This is a genomic window from Pseudomonas sp. Sample_16, assembly GCF_004307665.1.
Classification (GTDB): Bacteria; Pseudomonadota; Gammaproteobacteria; order Pseudomonadales; family Pseudomonadaceae; genus Aquipseudomonas.
In genome coordinates, this window is record NZ_RCOB01000146.1 from 37,422 (window position 1) to 58,389 (window position 20,968).

General features: G+C 61.0%; 16 protein-coding genes. 6 read left to right on the forward strand and 10 right to left on the reverse strand.

Features of this window, described 5'->3' with window-relative positions:
- Positions 1–31: 31 nt before the first annotated feature.
- Positions 32–1,531 (reverse strand): efflux transporter outer membrane subunit, encoded by a 1,500-nt coding sequence (locus D8U69_RS19415; protein WP_130907935.1) that lies wholly within the window; start codon positions 1,529–1,531, stop codon positions 32–34.
- A 189-nt stretch (positions 1,532–1,720) separates the two neighbouring features.
- Here D8U69_RS19415 and D8U69_RS19420 point away from each other — a divergent pair, with 189 nt between their 5' ends.
- The 6 genes from D8U69_RS19420 to D8U69_RS19455 all read left to right on the forward strand — a co-directional run bounded on the left by D8U69_RS19420 (position 1,721) and on the right by D8U69_RS19455 (position 10,316).
- Entirely contained in the window at positions 1,721–2,689 is a 969-nt protein-coding gene (locus tag D8U69_RS19420) for a LysR family transcriptional regulator (protein WP_056853185.1), read from the forward strand.
- Positions 2,690–3,510: 821 nt separating this feature from the next.
- Entirely contained in the window at positions 3,511–4,671 is a 1,161-nt protein-coding gene (locus D8U69_RS19435) for an efflux RND transporter periplasmic adaptor subunit (protein ID WP_130903608.1), read from the forward strand.
- Positions 4,668–7,781, forward strand: coding sequence for a multidrug efflux RND transporter permease subunit (locus D8U69_RS19440; RefSeq protein WP_056853187.1), 3,114 nt, complete (start codon positions 4,668–4,670; stop codon positions 7,779–7,781). The genes D8U69_RS19435 and D8U69_RS19440 overlap by 4 nt, the downstream gene beginning before the upstream one ends.
- Before the next feature lie 9 nt (positions 7,782–7,790).
- The gene (locus D8U69_RS19445) at positions 7,791–8,468 is read left to right on the forward strand and encodes a heavy metal response regulator transcription factor (RefSeq protein ID WP_056853188.1); all 678 of its coding nucleotides are present in this window, start codon (positions 7,791–7,793) and stop codon (positions 8,466–8,468) included.
- Positions 8,458–9,822, forward strand: a complete 1,365-nt coding sequence (locus D8U69_RS19450; protein ID WP_130903607.1) for a heavy metal sensor histidine kinase — start codon at positions 8,458–8,460, stop codon at positions 9,820–9,822. Before D8U69_RS19445 ends, D8U69_RS19450 begins: the two co-directional genes overlap by 11 nt.
- A 275-nt stretch (positions 9,823–10,097) precedes the next feature.
- A complete protein-coding gene (locus tag D8U69_RS19455; protein ID WP_056853190.1) occupies positions 10,098–10,316 on the forward strand; it encodes a hypothetical protein in 219 nt (72 codons plus the stop codon).
- Positions 10,317–10,500: 184 nt separating this feature from the next.
- On the opposite strand, the gene lpxC is transcribed toward D8U69_RS19455, so the two are convergent.
- From lpxC to murD, 9 genes are all read right to left on the reverse strand, one after another.
- A complete protein-coding gene (lpxC, locus tag D8U69_RS19460; RefSeq protein WP_056853191.1) occupies positions 10,501–11,412 on the reverse strand; it encodes a UDP-3-O-acyl-N-acetylglucosamine deacetylase in 912 nt (303 codons plus the stop codon).
- A gap of 112 nt (positions 11,413–11,524) precedes the next feature.
- Complete coding sequence (gene ftsZ / locus D8U69_RS19465) at positions 11,525–12,718, reverse strand: cell division protein FtsZ (RefSeq protein WP_053154973.1); 1,194 nt, start codon at positions 12,716–12,718, stop codon at positions 11,525–11,527.
- 72 nt (positions 12,719–12,790) lie between these two features.
- The gene (gene ftsA / locus D8U69_RS19470; RefSeq protein ID WP_056853192.1) at positions 12,791–14,050 is read right to left on the reverse strand and encodes a cell division protein FtsA; all 1,260 of its coding nucleotides are present in this window, start codon (positions 14,048–14,050) and stop codon (positions 12,791–12,793) included.
- Between the two features lie 15 nt (positions 14,051–14,065).
- On the reverse strand, positions 14,066–14,932 hold the full coding sequence (locus D8U69_RS19475; RefSeq protein ID WP_056853193.1) for a cell division protein FtsQ/DivIB: 867 nt from the start codon (positions 14,930–14,932) through the stop codon (positions 14,066–14,068).
- 4 nt (positions 14,933–14,936) lie between these two features.
- Complete coding sequence (locus D8U69_RS19480) at positions 14,937–15,893, reverse strand: D-alanine--D-alanine ligase (protein WP_130907936.1); 957 nt, start codon at positions 15,891–15,893, stop codon at positions 14,937–14,939.
- Positions 15,890–17,350 (reverse strand): UDP-N-acetylmuramate--L-alanine ligase, encoded by a 1,461-nt coding sequence (murC, locus tag D8U69_RS19485; protein WP_056853195.1) that lies wholly within the window; start codon positions 17,348–17,350, stop codon positions 15,890–15,892. The genes D8U69_RS19480 and murC overlap by 4 nt, the downstream gene beginning before the upstream one ends.
- Entirely contained in the window at positions 17,343–18,413 is a 1,071-nt protein-coding gene (murG, locus tag D8U69_RS19490; RefSeq protein WP_130903606.1) for an undecaprenyldiphospho-muramoylpentapeptide beta-N-acetylglucosaminyltransferase, read from the reverse strand. Before murG ends, murC begins: the two co-directional genes overlap by 8 nt.
- A complete protein-coding gene (gene ftsW / locus D8U69_RS19495; RefSeq protein WP_177336556.1) occupies positions 18,403–19,614 on the reverse strand; it encodes a putative lipid II flippase FtsW in 1,212 nt (403 codons plus the stop codon). The genes murG and ftsW overlap by 11 nt, the downstream gene beginning before the upstream one ends.
- Before the next feature lie 2 nt (positions 19,615–19,616).
- Entirely contained in the window at positions 19,617–20,963 is a 1,347-nt protein-coding gene (murD, locus tag D8U69_RS19500; RefSeq protein ID WP_130907937.1) for a UDP-N-acetylmuramoyl-L-alanine--D-glutamate ligase, read from the reverse strand.
- Between the last annotated feature and the right edge of the window lie 5 nt (positions 20,964–20,968).

A 20,968-nucleotide genomic window follows, 5' to 3' on the forward strand; every position in this document is an offset into this window, starting at 1 on the left:
CCTCGCCACAAAAGTGGCCTTGCCTGACGAGTCACTTCAGAAGGCTCGGGGTTTTCGGTGGCTGGGTCTGCTGGGCATTCGGCACATCGTCGCCCGCACCAAGCCCACCGCCCAATGCCGTCACCAGCTCGGCATGGGCGCTCAAACGCGCCGCCTGCACCTGCTGCTGCACCTGTTGCTGCTTAAACAACAAGGTCTGTGCGTTGAGCACATTGAGGTAATCGGTAAGCCCGCGCTGATAGGCAATCATCGCGATGTCGTAGGTCTTCTGCGCAGTGGCTACCGACTCGGCAGCGAAAGTTTGCTGCTTGTCCATCGACTCGCGACGGATCAACTGATCAGAGATGTTTTTCAGCGCGTTGACCAGGGTTTGGTTGTAATGCGCCACCGCGATGTCGTACCCGGCCGAGGCTTCACCCAACTGCGCGCGCAAACGCCCGCCATCGAAGATCGGCAAGGAGATCGCCGGGCCAACGCTGTAGTTGAGCTTCTTGCCGGTCAAAAACTCCAGCGCCCCGCCGCCGGTGGCCATGTAGCCGAGGCTGCCGACCAGATCGACGTTCGGATAAAAACCGGCATGAGCGACATCGATGCCGCGGGCCTGCGCCGCCACCTGCCAACGACTGGCGACCACGTCCGGCCGTTGACCGAGCAACTGCGCCGGCAGCGCCGACGGCAGCTTCAGCGCCGCGCCCAACGACAGCGTTGGCCGCTGAAGCTGCGCGCCCTCCCCCGGACCTTTACCGGCGAGCGCGGCCAATTGATTGCGACTCAGGGCGATTTCTTCGTCCAGCGCATCGATCTGCCGATGGGTTTCCGGCAACGGCGTCTCGGCCTGGCTCACTTCGAAATGGGTGCCGATGCCGCCGCTCAAACGCTTCTGCGCCAGCTCGAGAATTTGCTGTTGCTGCTTCAGCGTCGCTTCGACGATGTCCCGTTGCGCGTAGTGCAACGACAGCTCGATGTAGACGCGCACGATATTGTTCTGCAATTCGAGTTGGGCCTGGCGCGCTTCGGCGACCGTCATATGGGCCAAATCCACGGCGCGCTCGGTGGCATTGCTTTCACGGCCCCAGAGGTCGAGGGCATAGCTGAAACCCAGCGCGGCGTTGTTATCCCAAGTGGTGCTGTTGGCCAGGTCACCGGGACCGTAGAACGGATCGGTGGGCCAGTTGTGGCGTTTGAGCGTGGAATCGCCGTTGATCTGCAACGACTCTGCTGCTTCGGCGATGCCGGCCATCGATTTGGCTTGACGCACCCGTGCGGCGGCCATGGCCAGGGTCGGACTGCCTTGCATGGCGGTTTCGATCCAGCGGTTCAGTTGCGGATCGCCATACGCCTGCCACCATTGTGCGGTGGGCCAATGCGCATCCTGTGCGGCGCTCTGGATGGCTTCGTCGGTGACCAGTGAATCGGCCTCCAGCGCCTTGCCCTGCGGGCCAATACCTCCGGTTCCGATGCAGCCGCTGATTGCCAGGGTTAAAGCGAAAACACTGAGCGGCTGAAGCGCTCTGCTGATGCGACGCGGCACTGCTGCGATTTCCTGAGGTGGGGAGTTTTGCGGGATGCGCAATTCTATGGGGCCACCGGAAGGGCGATAAGCTGGGAATCCTGTGAATCTTTGTTACCGTTAACGAGATAATCCGGAAGTCATCTTTAGTCGCCTGTAAAAAAACAGAAACTTCGTGTCACAATTTGCTATTCGCCAAGAGAGCACCCCATGGACACATTGCAAAACATGCGCGCCTTCAGTTACGTGGCCGAGGCCGGCAGTTTCACCGCCGCCGCGGTGCAACTGGACACCACCACGGCCAACGTCTCGCGCGCGGTCTCCAACCTGGAAGCCCACCTGCAAACCCGTCTGCTCAACCGAACGACCCGTCGCATCGCCCTGACCGAAGCCGGCAAGCGTTATTTGCTGCGCTGCGAGCAGATCCTGGCCTACGTCGAAGAAGCCGAAGCCGAAGCCAGCGACGCCCACGCACGCCCGGCCGGGCAGCTGAAAGTGCACACCATGACCGGCATCGGCCAGCACTTCGTGATCGACGCCATCGCCCGCTATCGCAAAACCCATCCGGACGTCACCTTCGACCTGACCATGGCCAACCGCGTACCGGACCTGCTCGACGAGGGCTACGATGTCTCCATCGTGCTCGCCAGCGAACTGCCGGACTCGGGCTTCGTCTCCCAGCGCCTGGGCATCACCTACAGCATCGTTTGCGCCTCGCCGGCCTACGTCAAAGCCAACGGCTGCGCACAAAAACCCAGCGACCTGCTCAACCATGCCTGCCTGCGCCTGGTGAGCCCGGTCATCCCCCTCGAGAAATGGGCCTTCGACGGCCCGGATGGCCAGGAAATGGTCACCATCAACAGCTCACCGTTCCTGGTCAACTCCGCCGACGCCATGAAAACCGCGATCACCAGCGGCATGGGCGTCGGCGTCTTGCCGCTGTACGCGGCCATCGACGGCCTGCGCGACGGCACGCTGGTGCGTGTGATGCCCAAATACCGATCCCAGGAACTGAACCTGTACGCCATCTACCCTTCGCGGCAATACCTGGATGCGAAGATCAAGACGTGGGTGGAGTACCTGCGTGGGTCGCTGCCGGAGTTGTTGGCGGCGCATCAGGCGGAGTTGGCGGCGTATGAACTGAGCGGGAGCCTGGGTGGGGTTCGGGTGGCGAATTGAGGTTGGCGGTGCCGAGTGGAACTTGATTGAGTGCATATCCATGCTCGGGGGGCGGGCTACCGGCCGGCCTAATTGCTTGGGCATATGATGATCCCCTGTAGGAGCCAGCCTGCTGGCGATGGTCGTCAACGATAATGTGTCCTGTCTGAATGAACGCAGTGTCTGGGGTTTTTTCGCGAGCAGGCTCGCTCCTACAATGGGATGGGGGGCATATGGTGGAAATTGGTCGGCTGGCAGGCCGCCATCGCTGCGATGCGGCGACCCGACAAGCCAGCTCCCACAGAAGGGCAAAAGCAAGCAAAAGCAAAAGTAGAACACCATACAACCGCCGTTGCTTCTCACCACTCAACAGGCCGAGCGTTAGCTCGCCTGCAGCTTTTGATCTTGATCCACCCGCCCCCTCGGCAGGCTGAGTGGAGGCGTTTATCCGGGGGTGGGCGCGCAGCGCCGTGCGGCGCAGCCGCACACATCGAGAGGAGGTCGTCGCGAAGCAGACCGGAGGCGATGCCCCCGGATGAATGCCGGAGCGAAGGAACCCCGAGCCTCAGCGAGGGGCCGTACGTCAGGGGCAAGCGTTTTTTTGGTTACTTTTTTTTGGCGCTTGTAAAAAAAGTCACTCGCCGTAAGGGCGAAACCCTAAGCCGCCGTTACCGCAGCAACGGATATGTACACGTTCTATCCAACGCCTGGCCGGCCCAGAGGCCGCCAAGGCAAGGCCAAACTGACAGCGCCGTCAGTTAGCAGTCACCTTCCCGACCCCCAAACAGGTTTATAAAGGGACATACCCTTCGCCCAAAAACCAGCCCCGGCGCCCCACTCGCATGCGAATCCAGCAAAAACCCGCCCTGCTCGTCGCCCTCCTGATTCTCCTGGCAGCGCTGGGCGTGTGGTTCGCCACCAAACCCGCCAAGGCAAAACTGGCCACCCCCACCGCCATCCCTGTGCGCGTTGTCAACGTCACCGAAAAAGACGTCCCGCGCTTCGTCAGCGGCATCGGCTCGGTGCTGTCACTGCACAGCGTCGTGGTCCGCCCCCAAATCGACGGCATCCTCACCAAAATCATGGTCAAGGAAGGCCAATTGGTGAAAAAAGGCGACCTGTTGGCCACTATCGACGATCGCTCGATCCGCGCCAGCCTTGACCAGGCCCGGGCGCAACTGGGCGAAAGCCAGGCGCAACTGCAAGTGGCGCAGGTGAACCTCAAGCGCTACAAACTGCTGAGTGTCGACGACGGCGTTTCCAAGCAGACCTACGACCAGCAACAAGCGCTGGTCAACCAGCTCAAGGCCACCGCTCAAGGCAACCAGGCCTCCATCGACGCCGCTCTGGTGCAACTGTCCTACACGCAGATTCGCTCTCCGGTGACCGGTCGCGTCGGCATTCGCACTGTGGATGAAGGCAACTTCCTGCGCATGACCGACACCCAGGGCCTGTTCACCGTGACCCAGATCGACCCGATCGCTGTGGAGTTCTCGCTGCCGCAACAGATGCTGCCAACCCTGCAGGGCCTGATCAACGACCCACAGCGCGCTCAAGTAAAGGCTTACATCGGTGCCGATACCGACGGCGAAACCGGCAATCTGCTGGGCGAAGGCCATTTGACCTTGATCGACAACCAGATCAACGCCAACACCGGCACCATCCGCGCCAAGGCCGAATTCAACAACCCGGGACAGAAGCTCTGGCCCGGCCTGCTGGTGACGGTAAAAATTCAGACCGCACTGGATAAAGATGCGCTGGTCGTACCGCCCAACGTCGTACAGCGTGGCCTCGATCAGCATTTCGTCTACCGCCTCAAGGGCGACAAGGTCGAAACCGTCCCGGTGCAAATGGTCTATCAGGACAGCGGCCAGAACATCATCAAAGGCGTACAGCCCGGGGATAAGCTGGTCAGCGACGGTCAATCGCGCCTCAAGCCCGGCTCGACGGTGCAGGTGCTGACCGATCCGCCGCAAGTAGTGCAATCGGAGTCGGCGCCATGAAGGGCCATGGTTCGGTTTCAGCCTGGTGCATCGATCATCCGGTGGCGACCATTCTGCTGACCTTTGCCCTGGTGCTGCTGGGCGCGATTGCCTTCCCGCGTTTGCCCATCGCGCCGTTGCCGGAAGCGGAATTTCCGACCATCCAGGTGGCCGCGCAATTGCCAGGTGCCAGCCCGGAAACCATGGCGTCGTCGGTGGCCACGCCTCTGGAAGTGCAATTCAGCGCCATTCCCGGCGTGACCCAGATGACCTCGAGCAGTGCTCTGGGCTCGACCAACCTGACCCTGCAATTCACCCTCGACAAGAGCATCGACACCGCCGCCCAGGAAGTCCAGGCCGCGATCAACACCGCTGCCGGCAAACTGCCCAAGGACATGCCGAACCTGCCGACCTGGCGCAAGGTCAACCCGGCCGACAGCCCGGTGCTGATCCTCAGCGTCAACTCGTCACTGATGCCCGGCCCGGAGCTCAGCGACCTGACTGAAACCCTGTTGTCCCGTCAGCTCAGCCAGGTCGATGGTGTCGGACAGGTCGCCATCACCGGTCAGCAGCGTCCGGCAATTCGCGTCCAGGTCTCCGCCGATAAACTGGCGGCCATCGGCCTGACCCTGGCCGACATCCGTCTGGCCATCCAGCAAACCAGCCTCAATCTGGCCAAAGGCGCGCTATACGGCGAGTCAAGCATCTCGACGCTTTCGACCAATGATCAACTGTTCCATCCCGACGAATACAGCCAACTGATCGTTTCCTACAAGGATGGCGCACCGGTTCACCTCAAGGATGTCGCCAAAGTCGTCAACGGTTCGGAAGATGCCTACGTTCAAGCCTGGGCGGGGTCGCAGCCGGGGGTCAACCTGGTGATTTTCCGCCAGCCAGGCGCCAACATCGTCGAGACCGTGGATCGCATTCAGGCGGCACTGCCGGCGCTGGAAGCCATGTTGCCGGCTTCGGTGCAGGTCAAGGTGCTGATCGACCGCACCCAGACCATCCGCGCGTCCTTGCATGAAGTGGAAATCACCTTGCTGATCGCCGTCCTGCTTGTAGTGGCGGTGATGGCGCTGTTCCTGCGCCAGTTGTCAGCCACGTTGATCGTGTCGGCGGTGCTTGGTGTGTCGCTGATCGCCAGTTTTGCCCTGATGTACGTCATGGGCTTCAGCCTGAACAACCTGACGCTGGTGGCGATCGTGGTGGCCGTGGGGTTTGTGGTCGACGATGCGATCGTGGTGGTGGAGAACATTCACCGTCACCTGGAGGCCGGCGACGGTATGCGTGAGGCGGCGATCAAGGGTGCGGGGGAAATCGGCTTCACCGTGGTCTCGATCAGTTTCTCGCTGGTGGCAGCATTCATTCCGCTGCTGTTCATGGGGGGCGTGGTCGGGCGGCTGTTCAAGGAATTTGCGTTGACCGCCACCTCCACCATCCTGATCTCGGTGGTGGTGTCCCTGACGTTGGCGCCGACCCTGGCCGCGCTGTTCATGCGCGCACCTGTGCATCACGCCCACGATAAACCGGGCTTCGGCGAGCGTCTGCTGGCGTGGTACGAAAAAGGTCTGCGCCGCGCCCTCGCCCACCAGAAAACCATGATCGGTGTGTTTGCGTTGTCGCTGGGGCTGGCCGTCGCTGGTTACATCTTCATTCCCAAGGGCTTTTTCCCGATTCAGGACACCGGTTTCGTCCTCGGCACCACTGAAGCCGCCGCCGATATTTCCTACGGCGACATGGTGAAAAAACACCTGGCAATGGCCGAAATCGTCGCTGCCGACCCGGCAGTCGAAACCTTCTCGCACTCGGTCGGGGTGTCAGGCAGTAACCAGACCATCGCCAACGGACGGTTCTGGATCACCCTGAAAAAACGCGGTGACCGCGATGTCTCGGCCAGCCAGTTCATTGACCGGATTCGCCCGCAACTGATGAAAGTGCCGGGCATCGTCCTGTACCTGCGCGCCGGCCAGGACATCAACCTCAGTTCCGGCCCGAGCCGTGCCCAATACCAATATGTGCTCAAGAGCAACGACGGCGCGACCCTGAGCACCTGGACCCAACGCCTGACGGAAAAACTGCGCGCCAACCCGGCCTTCCGCGACATTTCCAACGACCTGCAGTTGGGCGGCAGCATCACCCACATCAACATCGACCGTAGCGCCGCGGCCCGTTTCGGCCTGACCGCCAGTGACGTCGACGAAGCGCTTTATGACGCGTTTGGCCAACGCCAGATCAATGAATTCCAGACTCAGGTCAACCAATACAACGTGATCCTGGAACTGGACACCCAGCAACGCGGCAAAGCCGAAAGCCTCAACTATTTCTACCTGCGCTCGCCCCTGAGCGGGGAAATGGTGCCGTTGTCGGCCCTGGCCAGGTTCGAAGCGCCGACCATAGGCCCGCTGTCCATCGCCCACGACGGCATGTTCCCCGCCGCCAACCTGTCGTTCAACCTGGCCCCCGGCGTGGCGTTGGGCGATGCGGTGATCATGCTCAACCAGGCCAAGGCCGACATCGGCATGCCAACCGCCATCAGCGGTAACTTCCAGGGCGCGGCCCAGGCGTTCCAGAGTTCGCTGGCCAGCCAGCCTTGGCTGATTCTCGCGGCGCTGTTGGCGGTGTACATCATTCTCGGTGTGCTCTACGAGAGCTTCGTGCATCCGCTGACGATCATTTCGACCTTGCCTTCGGCGGGCCTCGGCGCAGTGATCATGCTGTGGATCTGCGGTCAGGATTTTTCGATCATGGCCTTGATCGGCTTGGTGCTGTTGATCGGTATCGTCAAGAAAAACGGCATCCTGATGATCGACTTCGCCCTCGAAGCGCAGCGCAATGGCGGCCTGTCGCCGGAAGAGGCGATCTTCAAGGCCTGTATCACGCGCTTCCGGCCGATCATCATGACCACCCTCGCCGCCCTGCTCGGCGCCCTGCCGCTGATGCTCGGCTACGGCACCGGCGCCGAATTGCGCCAGCCGTTGGGTATCGCTGTAGTCGGCGGCTTGCTGGTGAGCCAGGCGCTGACGCTGTTCACCACCCCGGTCATATACTTATGGCTGGAGCGGTTGTTTCACAAACACACTCCTTCACCAGCGCCTCCGCCCGTACCGGCGCTGGCGACCACAGACTGAGGCGGGGTCATGCGCGTCCTGATTGTCGAAGACGAAGAAAAAACCGCGGACTATCTGCACCGCGGCCTGACGGAACAGGGTTACACCGTAGACCTGGCCCGCGATGGCGTGGAAGGCCTGCACATGGCGCTGGAAAGCGACTACGCGGTGATCGTCCTCGATGTGATGCTGCCGGGCCTCGACGGCTTTGGCGTCCTGCGCGCCTTGCGTGCGCGCAAGCAGACACCTGTGATCATGCTCACCGCCCGCGAGCGAGTAGAAGATCGCATCAAAGGCCTGCGCGACGGGGCCGACGATTACCTCGGCAAACCGTTTTCCTTCCTTGAACTGGTAGCACGCCTGCAAGCGCTGACCCGGCGCAGCGGCGGTCATGAACCGGTGCAAGTGAGCATTGCCGACCTGTGGATAGATCTGATCAGCCGCAAGGCTACTCGCGGCGGCGCACGGCTGGACCTGACCGCCAAGGAGTTCTCGCTGCTCAGCGTATTGGCCCGGCGCCAGGGTGAAATCCTCTCCAAGACCGCCATCGCCGAGATGGTCTGGGACATCAATTTCGATAGCGACGCCAACGTCGTCGAAGTCGCGATCAAACGTCTGCGGGCCAAGCTCGACGGCCCTTTTGAAGAAAAACTGCTGCACACGATTCGTGGCATGGGTTATGTGCTGGAGAGCCGTGGTGTCCAGTAACTCGATCGCCCTGCGCCTGAGCGGGATGTTCACACTGGTGGCGCTTCTGGTGTTTCTGCTGATCGGCTGGGCACTCTACCAACAGGTCGACAAAGGCCTGGGGTTGTTGCCCGAGGCCGAACTGGACGCGCGTTACAGCGTGCTCGAATCAACGGTCGGCCGCTACGGCACGCCCGAGCACTGGGTGAAGATCAACAACAAACTCAAGCTGCTGGGCGAAGAAGACAAACGCATCAGTTTCTGGATCGTCAGCGGCGATCCGCGCTACGAATACGGCAATCCGACACCGCAGATCCGCGAGTTCTCCCAAGGGCCGCTGGGCATGCGCGACATGACCCTGCCCGGTCAGCCTTACCCGCTCAAAGTGCTGGTCAGCCAGTTCCCGGCCAAGGACCAGCGCCCGCCACTGCGCTTCATGATCGCCATCGACACCGAGACATTTCACCAGACCCAGCATCAGCTGCTGATTGCCTTGATTGCCTTGGCTATCGTTGGCGTGCTGATGGCCTCGGCACTGGGCTATTGGGTGGCACGTATCGGCCTCAAGCCGTTGATCAAACTGTCCCATGAAGCCCAGCGCCTGGCCCCGCCGCTGCGTTCGGGACGCTTGAGGTTATCGCCCTTGCCGCCGGAACTGGATCAGTTCGTCAATGCTTTCAACGCCACCCTTGAGCGGGTCGAACAGGCTTACTCGCGCCTGGAGTCGTTCAATGCCGATGTCGCCCATGAACTGCGATCACCGCTGACCAATCTGATTGGCCAGACCCAGGTGGCACTGACCCGCGGACGCTCGGCGGAACATTATTTCGAAGTGCTGCAATCGAACCTCGAAGAACTCGAACGCTTGCGCTCGATCATCAATGACATGCTGTTCCTCGCCAGTGCAGACCAGGGCAGCAAAGCGACCAAACTGACCTCGACTTCGCTGGCCGATGAAGTGGCCACGACCCTGGAGTATCTGGATTTCATTCTCGAGGACGCCCGGGTTGAAGTGCAGGTCAGCGGCGATGCCCTGGTGCGCATCGAGATCGCCCATTTGCGTCGGGCGTTGATCAACCTGCTGAGCAACGCAGTCCAGCACACCGAGCCCGGGCAGGTGATTGAAGTGCGGATCGAAGCCGGGGAGCATCAGGTCAGCATCGGTGTCGCCAACCCCGGTTCGCCGATTGCCAGCGAACATCTGCCGCGCTTGTTCGAGCGTTTCTACCGCGTTGACGCTTCGCGTAGCAACAGCGGCAACAATCACGGGTTGGGTCTGGCGATCGTCAAGGCGATTGCACTGATGCATGGCGGTGATGTGTTTGTGCGCAGTGATCACGGGATGAACACGTTCGGCATTCACCTCCCCGTCTGAAACACTACCGTGGCGAGCGAGCTTGCTCGCGCTGGGCTGCGAAGCGGCCCTGAAACCTGTGCACGCGTCCTTTCAGTCAGCATTGTGCTCCCTGGATTCACGACTGCACCACAGCCGAGCGGGAGCAAGCTCCCTCGCCACAGAAAAACGCTTGGCATTACAACTATTGCCGTAACCGCAACAGTCCTTTCATGAATCCGGCCTTTTTCCCAACGCCGGACATCCTTATCTTTGCCCGCACCAAACAGCACTTGCCAAGCAAGAAGGTTTTAAAGATGTCCAACAGTATGGGTATTGCCAGCGCTTTCGTTTTGTCCTCTTTGTTCCTGTCTCCGTTCGCCATGGCTGAAGAGTCGCAAGCCTTCGTCGCGCAAAACAGCGCACGCGCCGCCGTGTACGCGCAGCACCAGAGCGAGATGACGGCCAAAGCACAGGACGCCACCCAGGCCCCGCAAGCAGCGAGCACTCAAGGCCGGGTCGAGAAAGACAGCTGATTGCTGCGCATCGCTCCCATTTCCCTCGACGCTTTTCATCGGCTCTTCCCTTTGAAAAGTTGTCTTCAAAGCCGCTGCCATCAGCGGCTTTTTTTCGCCTTTTCCACGCCACTTCACGCTATCGATCAGGCATAAAAAAAGGCCACCCGAAGGTAGCCTTTAAAAAACTAGAGAGGTTTTTTACTTACACGGCCGCAACAGGACGCATGTAAGAGATCGGTGCAGTGCTGGCGTCTTCGAAAGTCACGACTTCCCAAGCATCTGTCTGCTCAATCAACTTGCGCAGCAGCTGGTTGTTCAATGCATGTCCGGACTTGAAGCCCTTGAACTCACCAATCAGGCTATTGCCCAGCAGGTAGAGGTCACCAATTGCATCGAGGATCTTGTGCTTCACGAATTCGTCTTCATAGCGAAGGCCGTCTTCGTTCAGTACACCATCCGCGTCGACCACAATAGCGTTTTCAACGCTGCCGCCGAGTGCGAGGTTGTGCTTGCGCAGGTACTCGATGTCACTCATGAAACCAAAGGTACGGGCGCGGCTGACTTCTTTTACGAACGAAGTACTGGAAAAATCCACGCTTGCACTTTGTGTGCGGTCACGGAAAACAGGGTGATCGAAATCGATCTCGAAGCTCACCTTGAAACCTTCGAAAGGGACGAAAGTGGCGCGCTTGTCGCCGTCTTCCACTGTCACTTCACGCAGGATGCGGATGAACTTCTTGGCGGCTTCCTGTTCTTCCAGGCCAGCCGACTGAATCAGAAATACGAAGGGTCCAGCGCTACCATCCATGATCGGGACTTCGGACGCGGAGAGCTCGACGTAGGCGTTATCGATGCCCAGGCCAGCCATGGCCGAGAGCAAGTGCTCCACCGTATCCACTTTGGTGTCACCGTTGACCAGAGTGGTCGACATCGTGGTTTCACCAACGTTTTCCGCGCGCGCCGGGATCTGCACCGCAGGGTCCAGGTCGGCACGAACAAACACGATGCCGGTGTCGACAGGCGCAGGCTTGAGGGTCAGGTAGACCTTCTCCCCGGAGTGCAGACCTACACCTGTGGCACGGATAATATTTTTCAGTGTGCGTTGTTTAATCATGGCTTGGGCCGCTTCAGCGCAAATTGCGAACTGGTATCAACAAAGGCTGGCGATGATAGCAGACCATGCCTTTGCTGAACACCAATCACCTTCATAGCCCTGATACATTTCATCAATCGGCCTGACGACGCAGGAATGCTGGAATGTCCAGGTAGTCCAGATCATCTTGCGGATTCATCTTCGCGGCAGCCGCAGCACCGGCCTGAGCCTGGTTGCGCATGACGGTCGGACGGTCCAGGTCACGGTAGTTCACCGCTGGAGCTTCCTGACGAACAGGGGCTTGTTGTTGTGGCTGCGACGCCATCGACGTGTGAACGGTATTGTCGATGACCTTCACAGGCTTCTCGATTTTAGCGCCCAGGCCGGTCGCCACGACAGTCACGTGCAGCTCGTCGCGCATGTCCGGATCGATAACGGTACCGACCTTGACCATCGCGTGCTCGGAAGCGAAGGCTTCGATGATGCTACCCACGTCGGAGTACTCACCCAGGGACAGGTCAGGACCGGCGGTGATGTTCACCAGGATGCCGCGTGCGCCTTGCAGGTTCACGTCTTCGAGCAACGGGTTGCGGATGGCTGCTTCAGTGGCTTCACGTGCACGGTTCGGACCGCTGGCGCAGCCAGTGCCCATCATCGCCATGCCCATTTCACTCATCACGGTACGCACGTCGGCGAAGTCGACGTTGATCATGCCCGGACGCTTGATGATGTCGGAGATACCGCGAACGGCACCGGCCAGTACATCGTCAGCCTTGGCGAAAGCCGACAGCAGGCTGGCGTCTTTACCGAGGATGGTCAGCAGCTTCTCGTTGGGAATGGTGATCAGCGAGTCGACGCTTTCCGACAGCAGGCGGATGCCCTCGTCGGCCAGCTGCATGCGCTTGCGACCTTCGAACGGGAACGGACGGGTCACCACCGCAACGGTGAGGATCCCCATTTCCTTGGCCACTTCGGCAATGATCGGCGCAGCACCGGTACCGGTACCACCGCCCATGCCAGTGGTGATGAACACCATGTTGGTACCCTGCAGGACTTCGGCAATGCGCTCACGGTCTTCGAGAGCGGCCTGACGACCTACTTCAGGGTTGGCACCGGCACCCAGACCTTTGGTCACGCCGGTACCCAGTTGCAGGATGGTCCGCGCGCTGATGCTTTTCAGCGCCTGGGCATCAGTGTTGGCGCAGATGAACTCGACGCCTTCAATGTTGCTCTTGACCATGTGATTCACAGCGTTGCCGCCGCCACCGCCAACACCGATAACCTTGATTACCGGACTTGCGGGGATGTTGTCTACGAGTTCGAACATTTTCCCTCTCCTTTACGTTCTCTAGTTTTTTTCGCCTACTGCGTATATCTACAACGGTGCTGCGGTAAATCTTTAGAAATTTCCCTGTACCCAGCTCTTGATGCGATCGAGCAAGGCGCCTTTCGGCTCTTCGTTGCTGTAGCTGTCGCGACTGCCGATGCCCGAGAACGAAATGCCGTCGGATTGCTTCTGCAGGCCGTACATCAACAGGCCAACGCCGGTGGAATAAATCGGGTTGCGAACTACGTCATCCAGGCCCCTCACACCGTGAGGCACGCCCAGGCGTACTGGCATATGGAAGATTTCCTCGGCCAATTCGGTGGCGCCTTCCATCTTCGACGTACCACCGGTCAGCACGATGCCGGCCGGGATCAGGTCTTCGTAGCCGCTGCGGCGCAGCTCGGCCTGGATCAGCGTGAACAGTTCGTCGTAGCGCGGCTCGACCACTTCGGCCAGGGCCTGGCGAGACAGTTCGCGCGGCGGACGGTCGCCAACACTCGGCACCTTGATGGTTTCACCGGCACCGGCCAGCTTGGCCAGGGCACAGGCGTAGCGAATCTTGATTTCTTCGGCGTACTGGGTCGGGGTGCGCAACGCCATGGCGATGTCGTTGGTCACCTGATCGCCCGCGATTGGAATCACTGCGGTGTGGCGGATCGCGCCCTCAGTGAAGATCGCGATGTCAGTGGTGCCGCCGCCGATATCCACCAGGCACACGCCCAGTTCTTTTTCGTCGTCGGTCAGCACCGAATAGGCCGACGCCAGTTGCTCGAGAATGATGTCGTCGATTTCCAGGCCGCAGCGGCGCACGCATTTTTCAATGTTCTGTGCGGCGTTGACGGCGCAGGTGACCACGTGAACCTTGGCTTCCAGACGTACCCCGGACATGCCCAGTGGCTCGCGCACGCCTTCCTGGTTATCGATCACGTAATCCTGCGGCAGGGTGTGCAGCACCCGCTGGTCAGCCGGGATCGCCACGGCCTGGGCGGCGTCGAGCACGCGTTCAAGGTCTGCAGAGCTGACTTCGCGATCACGAATCGCCACGATGCCGTGGGAGTTCAGGCTGCGGATGTGATTGCCGGCCACGCCGACAAATGCCGAGTGGATGCGGCAACCCGCCATCAGCTGGGCTTCTTCAATCGCGCGCTGGATCGATTGCACGGTGGATTCGATGTTCACCACCACGCCTTTCTTCAGGCCACGGGACGGATGCGTACCGATCCCGACGATTTCCAGCGTGCCGTCGTCCGAAACCTCGCCTACCAGCGCCACCACCTTGGAGGTGCCGATATCGAGACCGACGATCATTTTGCCGCTTTGCACGTTTGCCATGGGTCCTGCCTCTTCTTAATTCTTCGCGACAGCGGGTTGGGCTGCCGTCGGCGCTACGGGTTCCCGCCAGCCAACAGCGAGGCCGTTGGCGTAGCGCAGATCGATACGCGCAATGTTCGTAATCTGTTCTTTAAGCGTCTTGTCGTAGATGGCAATGAAGCGGCGCATCTTTTCCACCTGGTTGCCGCGCCCCAGCAGCAGTTCGATTCCGGGGCCCGCACTGCCTGGGCCGGTGGTCAGGAACCAGCTGCCTCGTTCACGCAACTCCAGGCGTGCAATCGAGAAGCCCAGCGGCCGGAGCATCTGGCTCAGGACCTGGTATTGCTGCATCACCTGCTGTTGAGCCCGTTGTGGACCGAACAGCTGCGGCAAGTGTTCGTAGTTCGCCAGCTCACGCGGGGTAAAGGCCTGACCCTGGTTATTCAACAGCGACTCGTCACCCCATCGGGCAACCGGCAGTTGCTCTTCCAGGCGGATCACCACTTGATCCGGCCACACCCTGCGCACTTCGGCGTGGGCAATCCATGGCATCTGCTCCAGCTCGGTGCGCATGCTCGCCAGGTCGATGGTGAAGAAACTCGACGCCACGAATGGAGCGATCCGTTGCTGCACCGCTTGCTGGCTGATGTAGCTCAAGTCGCCCTGCACGTTGATTTTGGTGATCGGCCGGTCAGCGTACGGCAGCAAACGCTGCGCGCCTTCGTATGTACCGAACCCCAACGCCACCAGCAGCACCGGCCAGAACAGACTCTTGAGAAAACCGAAATTGGCTTTCGGCAGGCGCGCAGACATCGGCTCTTTGGCCACCATTCGGCTGGCACCCCGCGGCACCGGCTTGCGGCCGGGTACGGGTGGCTGATGTCTGACTTGAGCGCCATGCATGGTCTTAACCTCTTGCCTCGATACTTGCGGCCAGGATCGCCAGAACCAATTGCTGGAAATCCAGACCGGCAGCACGGGCCGCCATCGGAACCAGACTGTGATCGGTCATGCCCGGTGCGGTGTTCACTTCCAGAAACCAGAACTGCCCGTCGGCGTCCTGCATCACGTCCGCCCTGCCCCAACCGGCGATACCCAGCGCCTCACAGGCCTTGGCCGTGAGTTCCATGAGTTCCTGTTCCTTGGCCGCGTCGAGCCCGCACGGAATGCGGTATTGGGTATCGTTGGCGATGTACTTGGCGTCGTAGTCGTAGAACGTGTGCGGTGTACCCAGGGCGATAGGAGGCAACACCTGGTCACGCAGGGTGGCGATGGTGAACTCCGGACCTTGAATCCATTGCTCGACCAACACTTGCGAATCGTAGGTACTGGCCGCTTTCCAGGCGTCGATCAATTCGGACGCGGAAGTCACTTTGGCCATCCCGATACTTGAACCTTCATGCGCCGGTTTGACGATCAAAGGAAAGCCCAGTTCCGTCGCTGCCGAAATACAATCGGCCTCGCTGCGCAGCACGGCGTGACGTGGCGTCGGAATCCCGAGGCTGTGCCAGACCTGCTTGGTGCGCAGTTTGTCCATGGCCAGTGCCGAAGCGAGAATGCCGCTGCCGGTGTAAGGAATGCCCAGGCATTCGAGCAGGCCCTGCATGCTGCCGTCTTCACCACCGCGACCGTGGAGGATGATGAAGGCGCGGTCGATCTTTTCACTCTGCAGACGCTGCAACAGGTCGTCGCCCACATCGAGGCCGAACGCATCCACGCCCGCACTTTGCAGCGCGTCGAGAACGGCGTTGCCCGATTTCAGGGACACCTCGCGCTCGGCACTCTTGCCACCGAACAACACGGCGACGCGGCCGAAGTCCTTCGGCGCGACAGTGGAAACGAGGTTGGCGTACGCAGCAATCATTTCAACTTTCCCTCTACCGATGCCGCCACGGCACCCGTGAACAACGAACTCTTCAACAAACTCGGGGCAAGACCGCCCACATCACCCGCGCCCTGGCACAGCAGGATGTCGCCGGCACGCAGCAGCGGCTTGACGATCGGCGCCAGGTCGGCACCGCGCTCGATGTAGATCGGATCGAGCTGGCCGCGCTGGCGGATGCTGTTGCACAGCTTGCGGCTGTCAGCACCCGGGATCGGCTCTTCGCCGGCCGGATAGACTTCCATCAACAGCAGCACATTGGCGTCGGCCAGGACATTGACGAAATCGTCGTACAGGTCGCGGGTGCGGCTGTAACGGTGCGGCTGGTAGACCATCACCAGTCGGCGCTCCGGCCAGCCACCGCGCACGGCCTTGATCACCGCCGCCACTTCGGTCGGGTGGTGACCGTAGTCGTCGACCAGCATCACGCTGCCGTCGTCCACCGGCAGTTCGCCGTAGACCTGGAAGCGCCGGCCGACACCCTGGAACCCGGACAGGCCCTGAACGATGGCTTCATCGCTGACGCCCTCGTCGGTGGCGATGCAGATGGTCGCCAGTGCGTTCAATACGTTGTGGTTGCCCGGCATGTTCACCGAGACATCGAGCGGCTCGCGATCCGGACGCAGCACGGTGAAGAAGGTTTGCATGCCTTGCTGGCGCACATTGATCGCGCGCACGTCGCAGTCGTCGCCGAAACCGTAAGTCACGGTCGGACGCTTCACTTGCGGCAGGATTTCACGCACCACCGGATCATCCAGACACACCACGGCCAGACCGTAGAACGGCAGGTTGTGCAGGAACTCGACGAAAGTTTTCTTCAGCTTGTTGAAGTCACCGTCGTAGGTCGCCATGTGATCGGCGTCGATGTTGGTGACCACGGCGACCAGCGGTTGCAGGTGCAGGAAACTCGCATCGCTTTCATCGGCTTCGGCGATCAGGTAGCGGCTGGTGCCAAGCTGGGCATTGGTGCCTGCGGCGTTCAGACGACCACCGATGACGAACGTCGGGTCCAGGCCACCGGCGGCGAACACCGAAGCGATCAGGCTGGTGGTGGTGGTTTTGCCGTGGGTACCGGCGACGGCGATGCCGTGGCGATAGCGCATCAGCTCAGCCAGCATTTCTGCACGCGGTACCACCGGGATGCGGCGTTCCAGTGCAGTGGCGACTTCCGGGTTGGACGTGTTCACGGCACTCGACACCACCAGCACGTCGGCAGCGGCAGCGTTTTCGGCACGGTGGCCGATGAAAATCTGTGCGCCGAACGTTTCCAGGCGCTCGGTGACCGGCGAAGCCTTCAGGTCGGAACCGGACACTTCATAGCCCAGGTTCAACAACACTTCGGCAATCCCGCACATGCCCACACCGCCGATACCGACGAAGTGGATACGGCGGATGCGGCGCATTTCCGGTTGCGGCATGGCTTTCTGATTCTCAACCATGGGCCACCTCCAGGCAGGTATCGACGACGTTACGGGTAGCATCGGGTTTGGCCAGGCGGCGTGCCGCAGTAGCCATTTCTTCGAGTCGTTGCGGTTGCATCAGGACCTCTGTCAGGCGAGCGGCAAGATCCGCTGCGCCAGTCGTTCTTTGCGGCATCAGGAAGGCAGCGCCTTCGCGGGCCAAATAATCGGCGTTGCGGGTCTGGTGATCGTCGATCGCGTGGGGCAAAGGCACCAGCATCGAGGGCAGACCGGCGGCAGCCAGTTCACTGATGGTCAGCGCGCCTGCGCGACATACCACCAGGTCGGCCCAGCCATAGGCTTGGGCCATGTCTTTGATGAAAGGCTGCACTTGCGCCTCGACGCCAGCCGCGCGATAGCGCTCTGCAGTCACTTCATCGTGGTTTCTGCCAGCCTGATGGAACACGTCCGGACGCAGGTCGACAGCGACTTGCGCCAGGGCTTCAGGCAGCAACTTGTTCAACGGCTCCGCGCCCAGGCTACCGCCGAGGATCAGCAAACGCGCCTTGCGCCCAGCCAGGGCTGGTCGCGATGTTTCGAGGAACAGCTCGGTGCGCACCGGATTACCGGTGGTCCGTCGGCTGCTCGACAGGGTAAAGGTGTCGGGGAACGCTTCACACACCCGGGCGGCGAACGGCACCAGCAACCGATTGGCGGTGCCGGCCACGGCGTTCTGTTCGTGAACGATCACCGGCACACCGGCCAGTTTCGCCGCAATGCCGCCAGGACCGGTCACATAACCACCAAAACCGACCACGCAGGCCGGCCGCAGCCGTCGAATGATCGCCCGCGCCTGCCAGACCGACTGGAGCAACATCAACGGTGCCTTGAGCAGGGACAACTTGCCCTTGCCGCGCAAGCCACTGGCGTTGATCCGATGCAATTCGATGCCGGCCGCAGGAACCAGATCGTTTTCAATACCCCGTGGCGTACCGAGCCAGTGCACGGTATAGCCGCGAGCCTGGAATTCGCGGGCACAGGCCAGCGCCGGGAACACGTGGCCTCCGGTGCCGCCCGCCATGATCAATACGTTAGCGCCCATGGGTCGGCTCCTCGGCGAAGTCGCTCTCATGGAACTCCATCTCTTCACTGCCCAAATGGGTTCGACTCTCCCACTCAATGCGCAGGAGCAAACCGAGACAGGCACAGCAGATCACCAACGAGCTACCGCCATAACTGAGGAACGGCAATGTCAGGCCCTTGGTCGGCAGCAGGCCGACGTTCACGCCGATGTTGATCAGGAACTGGCCGATCCACAGGAACGACAACCCGTAGGCAACATACGCGGCGAAGAACTGCTTGGCCTTCTCGGCCCACAAGCCGATGTACATGCCGCGAATACATACGAAAACGAACAGCGCGACGGTGCACAGGGAACCGACAGCCCCCAGTTCTTCGGCGAGCACCGAGAACACGAAGTCAGTGTGGGCTTCCGGCAGGTAAAACTGTTTCTGCACGCTGTTGCCCAGGCCAACGCCCAGCCACTCACCACGACCGAACGCGATCAAGGCCTGGGACAGCTGATAACCGGCACCGAACTGGTCGGCCCATGGATCGGCGAAGTTGGTCAGGCGCGCCATGCGATAAGGCTGCATCTGAATCAACAGCACCACGGCCCCGACGGCCAACACCACCATCAACGAGAAACGGAACAGCCCGACGCCGCCAAGGAACAGCATCGCCGCCGCAGCGCCCATCATCACCACGGTGGCACCGAAGTCCGGCTCCATCAGCAACAGGCCCGCCATGGGCAGCAGCACGATGAACGGCTTGAAGAAGCCCATCCAGCTTTCCCGCACTTCTTTCTGGCGACGTACCAGATAACCGGCGAGGTAGATCACCACGAACACCTTGGCGATCTCGGAAGGCTGGACGTTGAAGAAACTGAAACCAATCCAGCGCATCGAACCGTTCACTTCCCGGCCGATGCCCGGGATGATCACCATCACCAGCAAGCCAAACGCACCGATCAGCATCAGCCAGCCCAGGCGTTGCCATGTAGCGATCGGGATCATCATGGTGACGATGCAGGCACCCAGCCCCAGCACCACATAGATAAGGTGGCGGATCATGTAATACAGGGCACTGCCCGACTGAACCGCCGCCACCTCGGTGGACGCCGATGCGATCATGATCAGGCCCAGACCAATCAACGCCAGGCAACCGACAAGCATCGGGAAGTCTAGGTCGATGCCGCGCCCGGTGATCAATGGCGAAGGGTACGGCTTGATGATGTTCATCAGGCTCATGCCAGTTCCTCCACGGCTTGGACGAACTGGTGACCACGGTCTTCGTAGTTCTTGAACATGTCGAAACTGGCGCAAGCCGGCGACAGCAGCACCACGTCGCCCGGTTGGGCAGCGGCACGGCATTGCGCCACGGCTTCGACCAGTGAGCCCGCCCGAATCAGCGGCACGGCATCGCCGATCGCTTCGCCGATCTTGTCGGAGTCGCGGCCCATGAGGATCACGGCGCGGCAGTTGGCCGCCACCGGATCGCGCAGATCCTTGAACTCGGCACCCTTGCCGTCGCCACCGGCGATCAGCACGATCTTGCCGTCGATGTCCGCACCCAGGCCTTCGATGGCCGCCAATGCAGCGCCAACGTTGGTGGCTTTGGAATCGTTGTAGTAACCCACGCCGTCCAGGTCGCGCACCCACTGGCAACGATGCTCAAGCCCGGCGAAGGTGCGCAGGGCCGACAGCATGGCATCGAACGGCAGGCCGACCGCATGGCCGAGCGCCAGGGCTGCCAACGCATTGGACTGGTTGTGGGCGCCCCGAATTTTCAGCTCGCGCACTGGCATCAGGTTCTGGAATTCGAAGGCCAGGTACTTCTCGCCGTCTTCTTCGCGGATACCGAACGCCTTGAAATCGGGTTTGCTCAAACCGAAGGTCCAGCACGGCTGACCCTCGCCCATCAGCGGACGGCTCAGTGCATCCTGACGGTTGACCACGAACTGCCGGGCGCCACGGAAGATCCGGTGCTTGGCCAGGTGATAGGCCGGCAGACCGCTGTAGCGATCCATATGGTCTTCGCTGATGTTGAGTACGGTCGCCACTTCGGCGTTGAGCTGATCGGTGGTTTCCAGCTGGAAACTCGACAGTTCCATCACGTACAACTCGATGTCGTCGCTGAGCAGGTCCAGCGCCGGCGTTCCGAGGTTGCCGCCGACGGCGACACGCTTGCCGGCCGCAGCCGCCATCTCGCCGACCAAGGTGGTGACAGTGCTCTTGGCGTTGGAACCGCTGATGGCCACGATCGGCGCCTTCGCGTTACGCGCGAACAGCTCGATATCGCCGGACAACTTCACGCCACGGGCGGCGGCAGCCTGCAGGGCCGGGGTCGCCAGGGCCAGGCCGGGGCTCACGTAGAGCTCGTCGGCACGGCACAGGAATTCGACATCCAGCTCGCCACAACGCACTTCCACGTGCGGATAGTCACGCTTGAGCGTGGCCAGTTCCGGTGGATTTTCCCGCGTATCGGCCACGGCAAACGCCACGCCCCGGTTCGCCAGGAAGCGAACCAGGGACATGCCGCTCTTGCCGAGGCCGACAACGATGCGGAAGTGGTCAGAAGCGATCAGAGACACGAGTT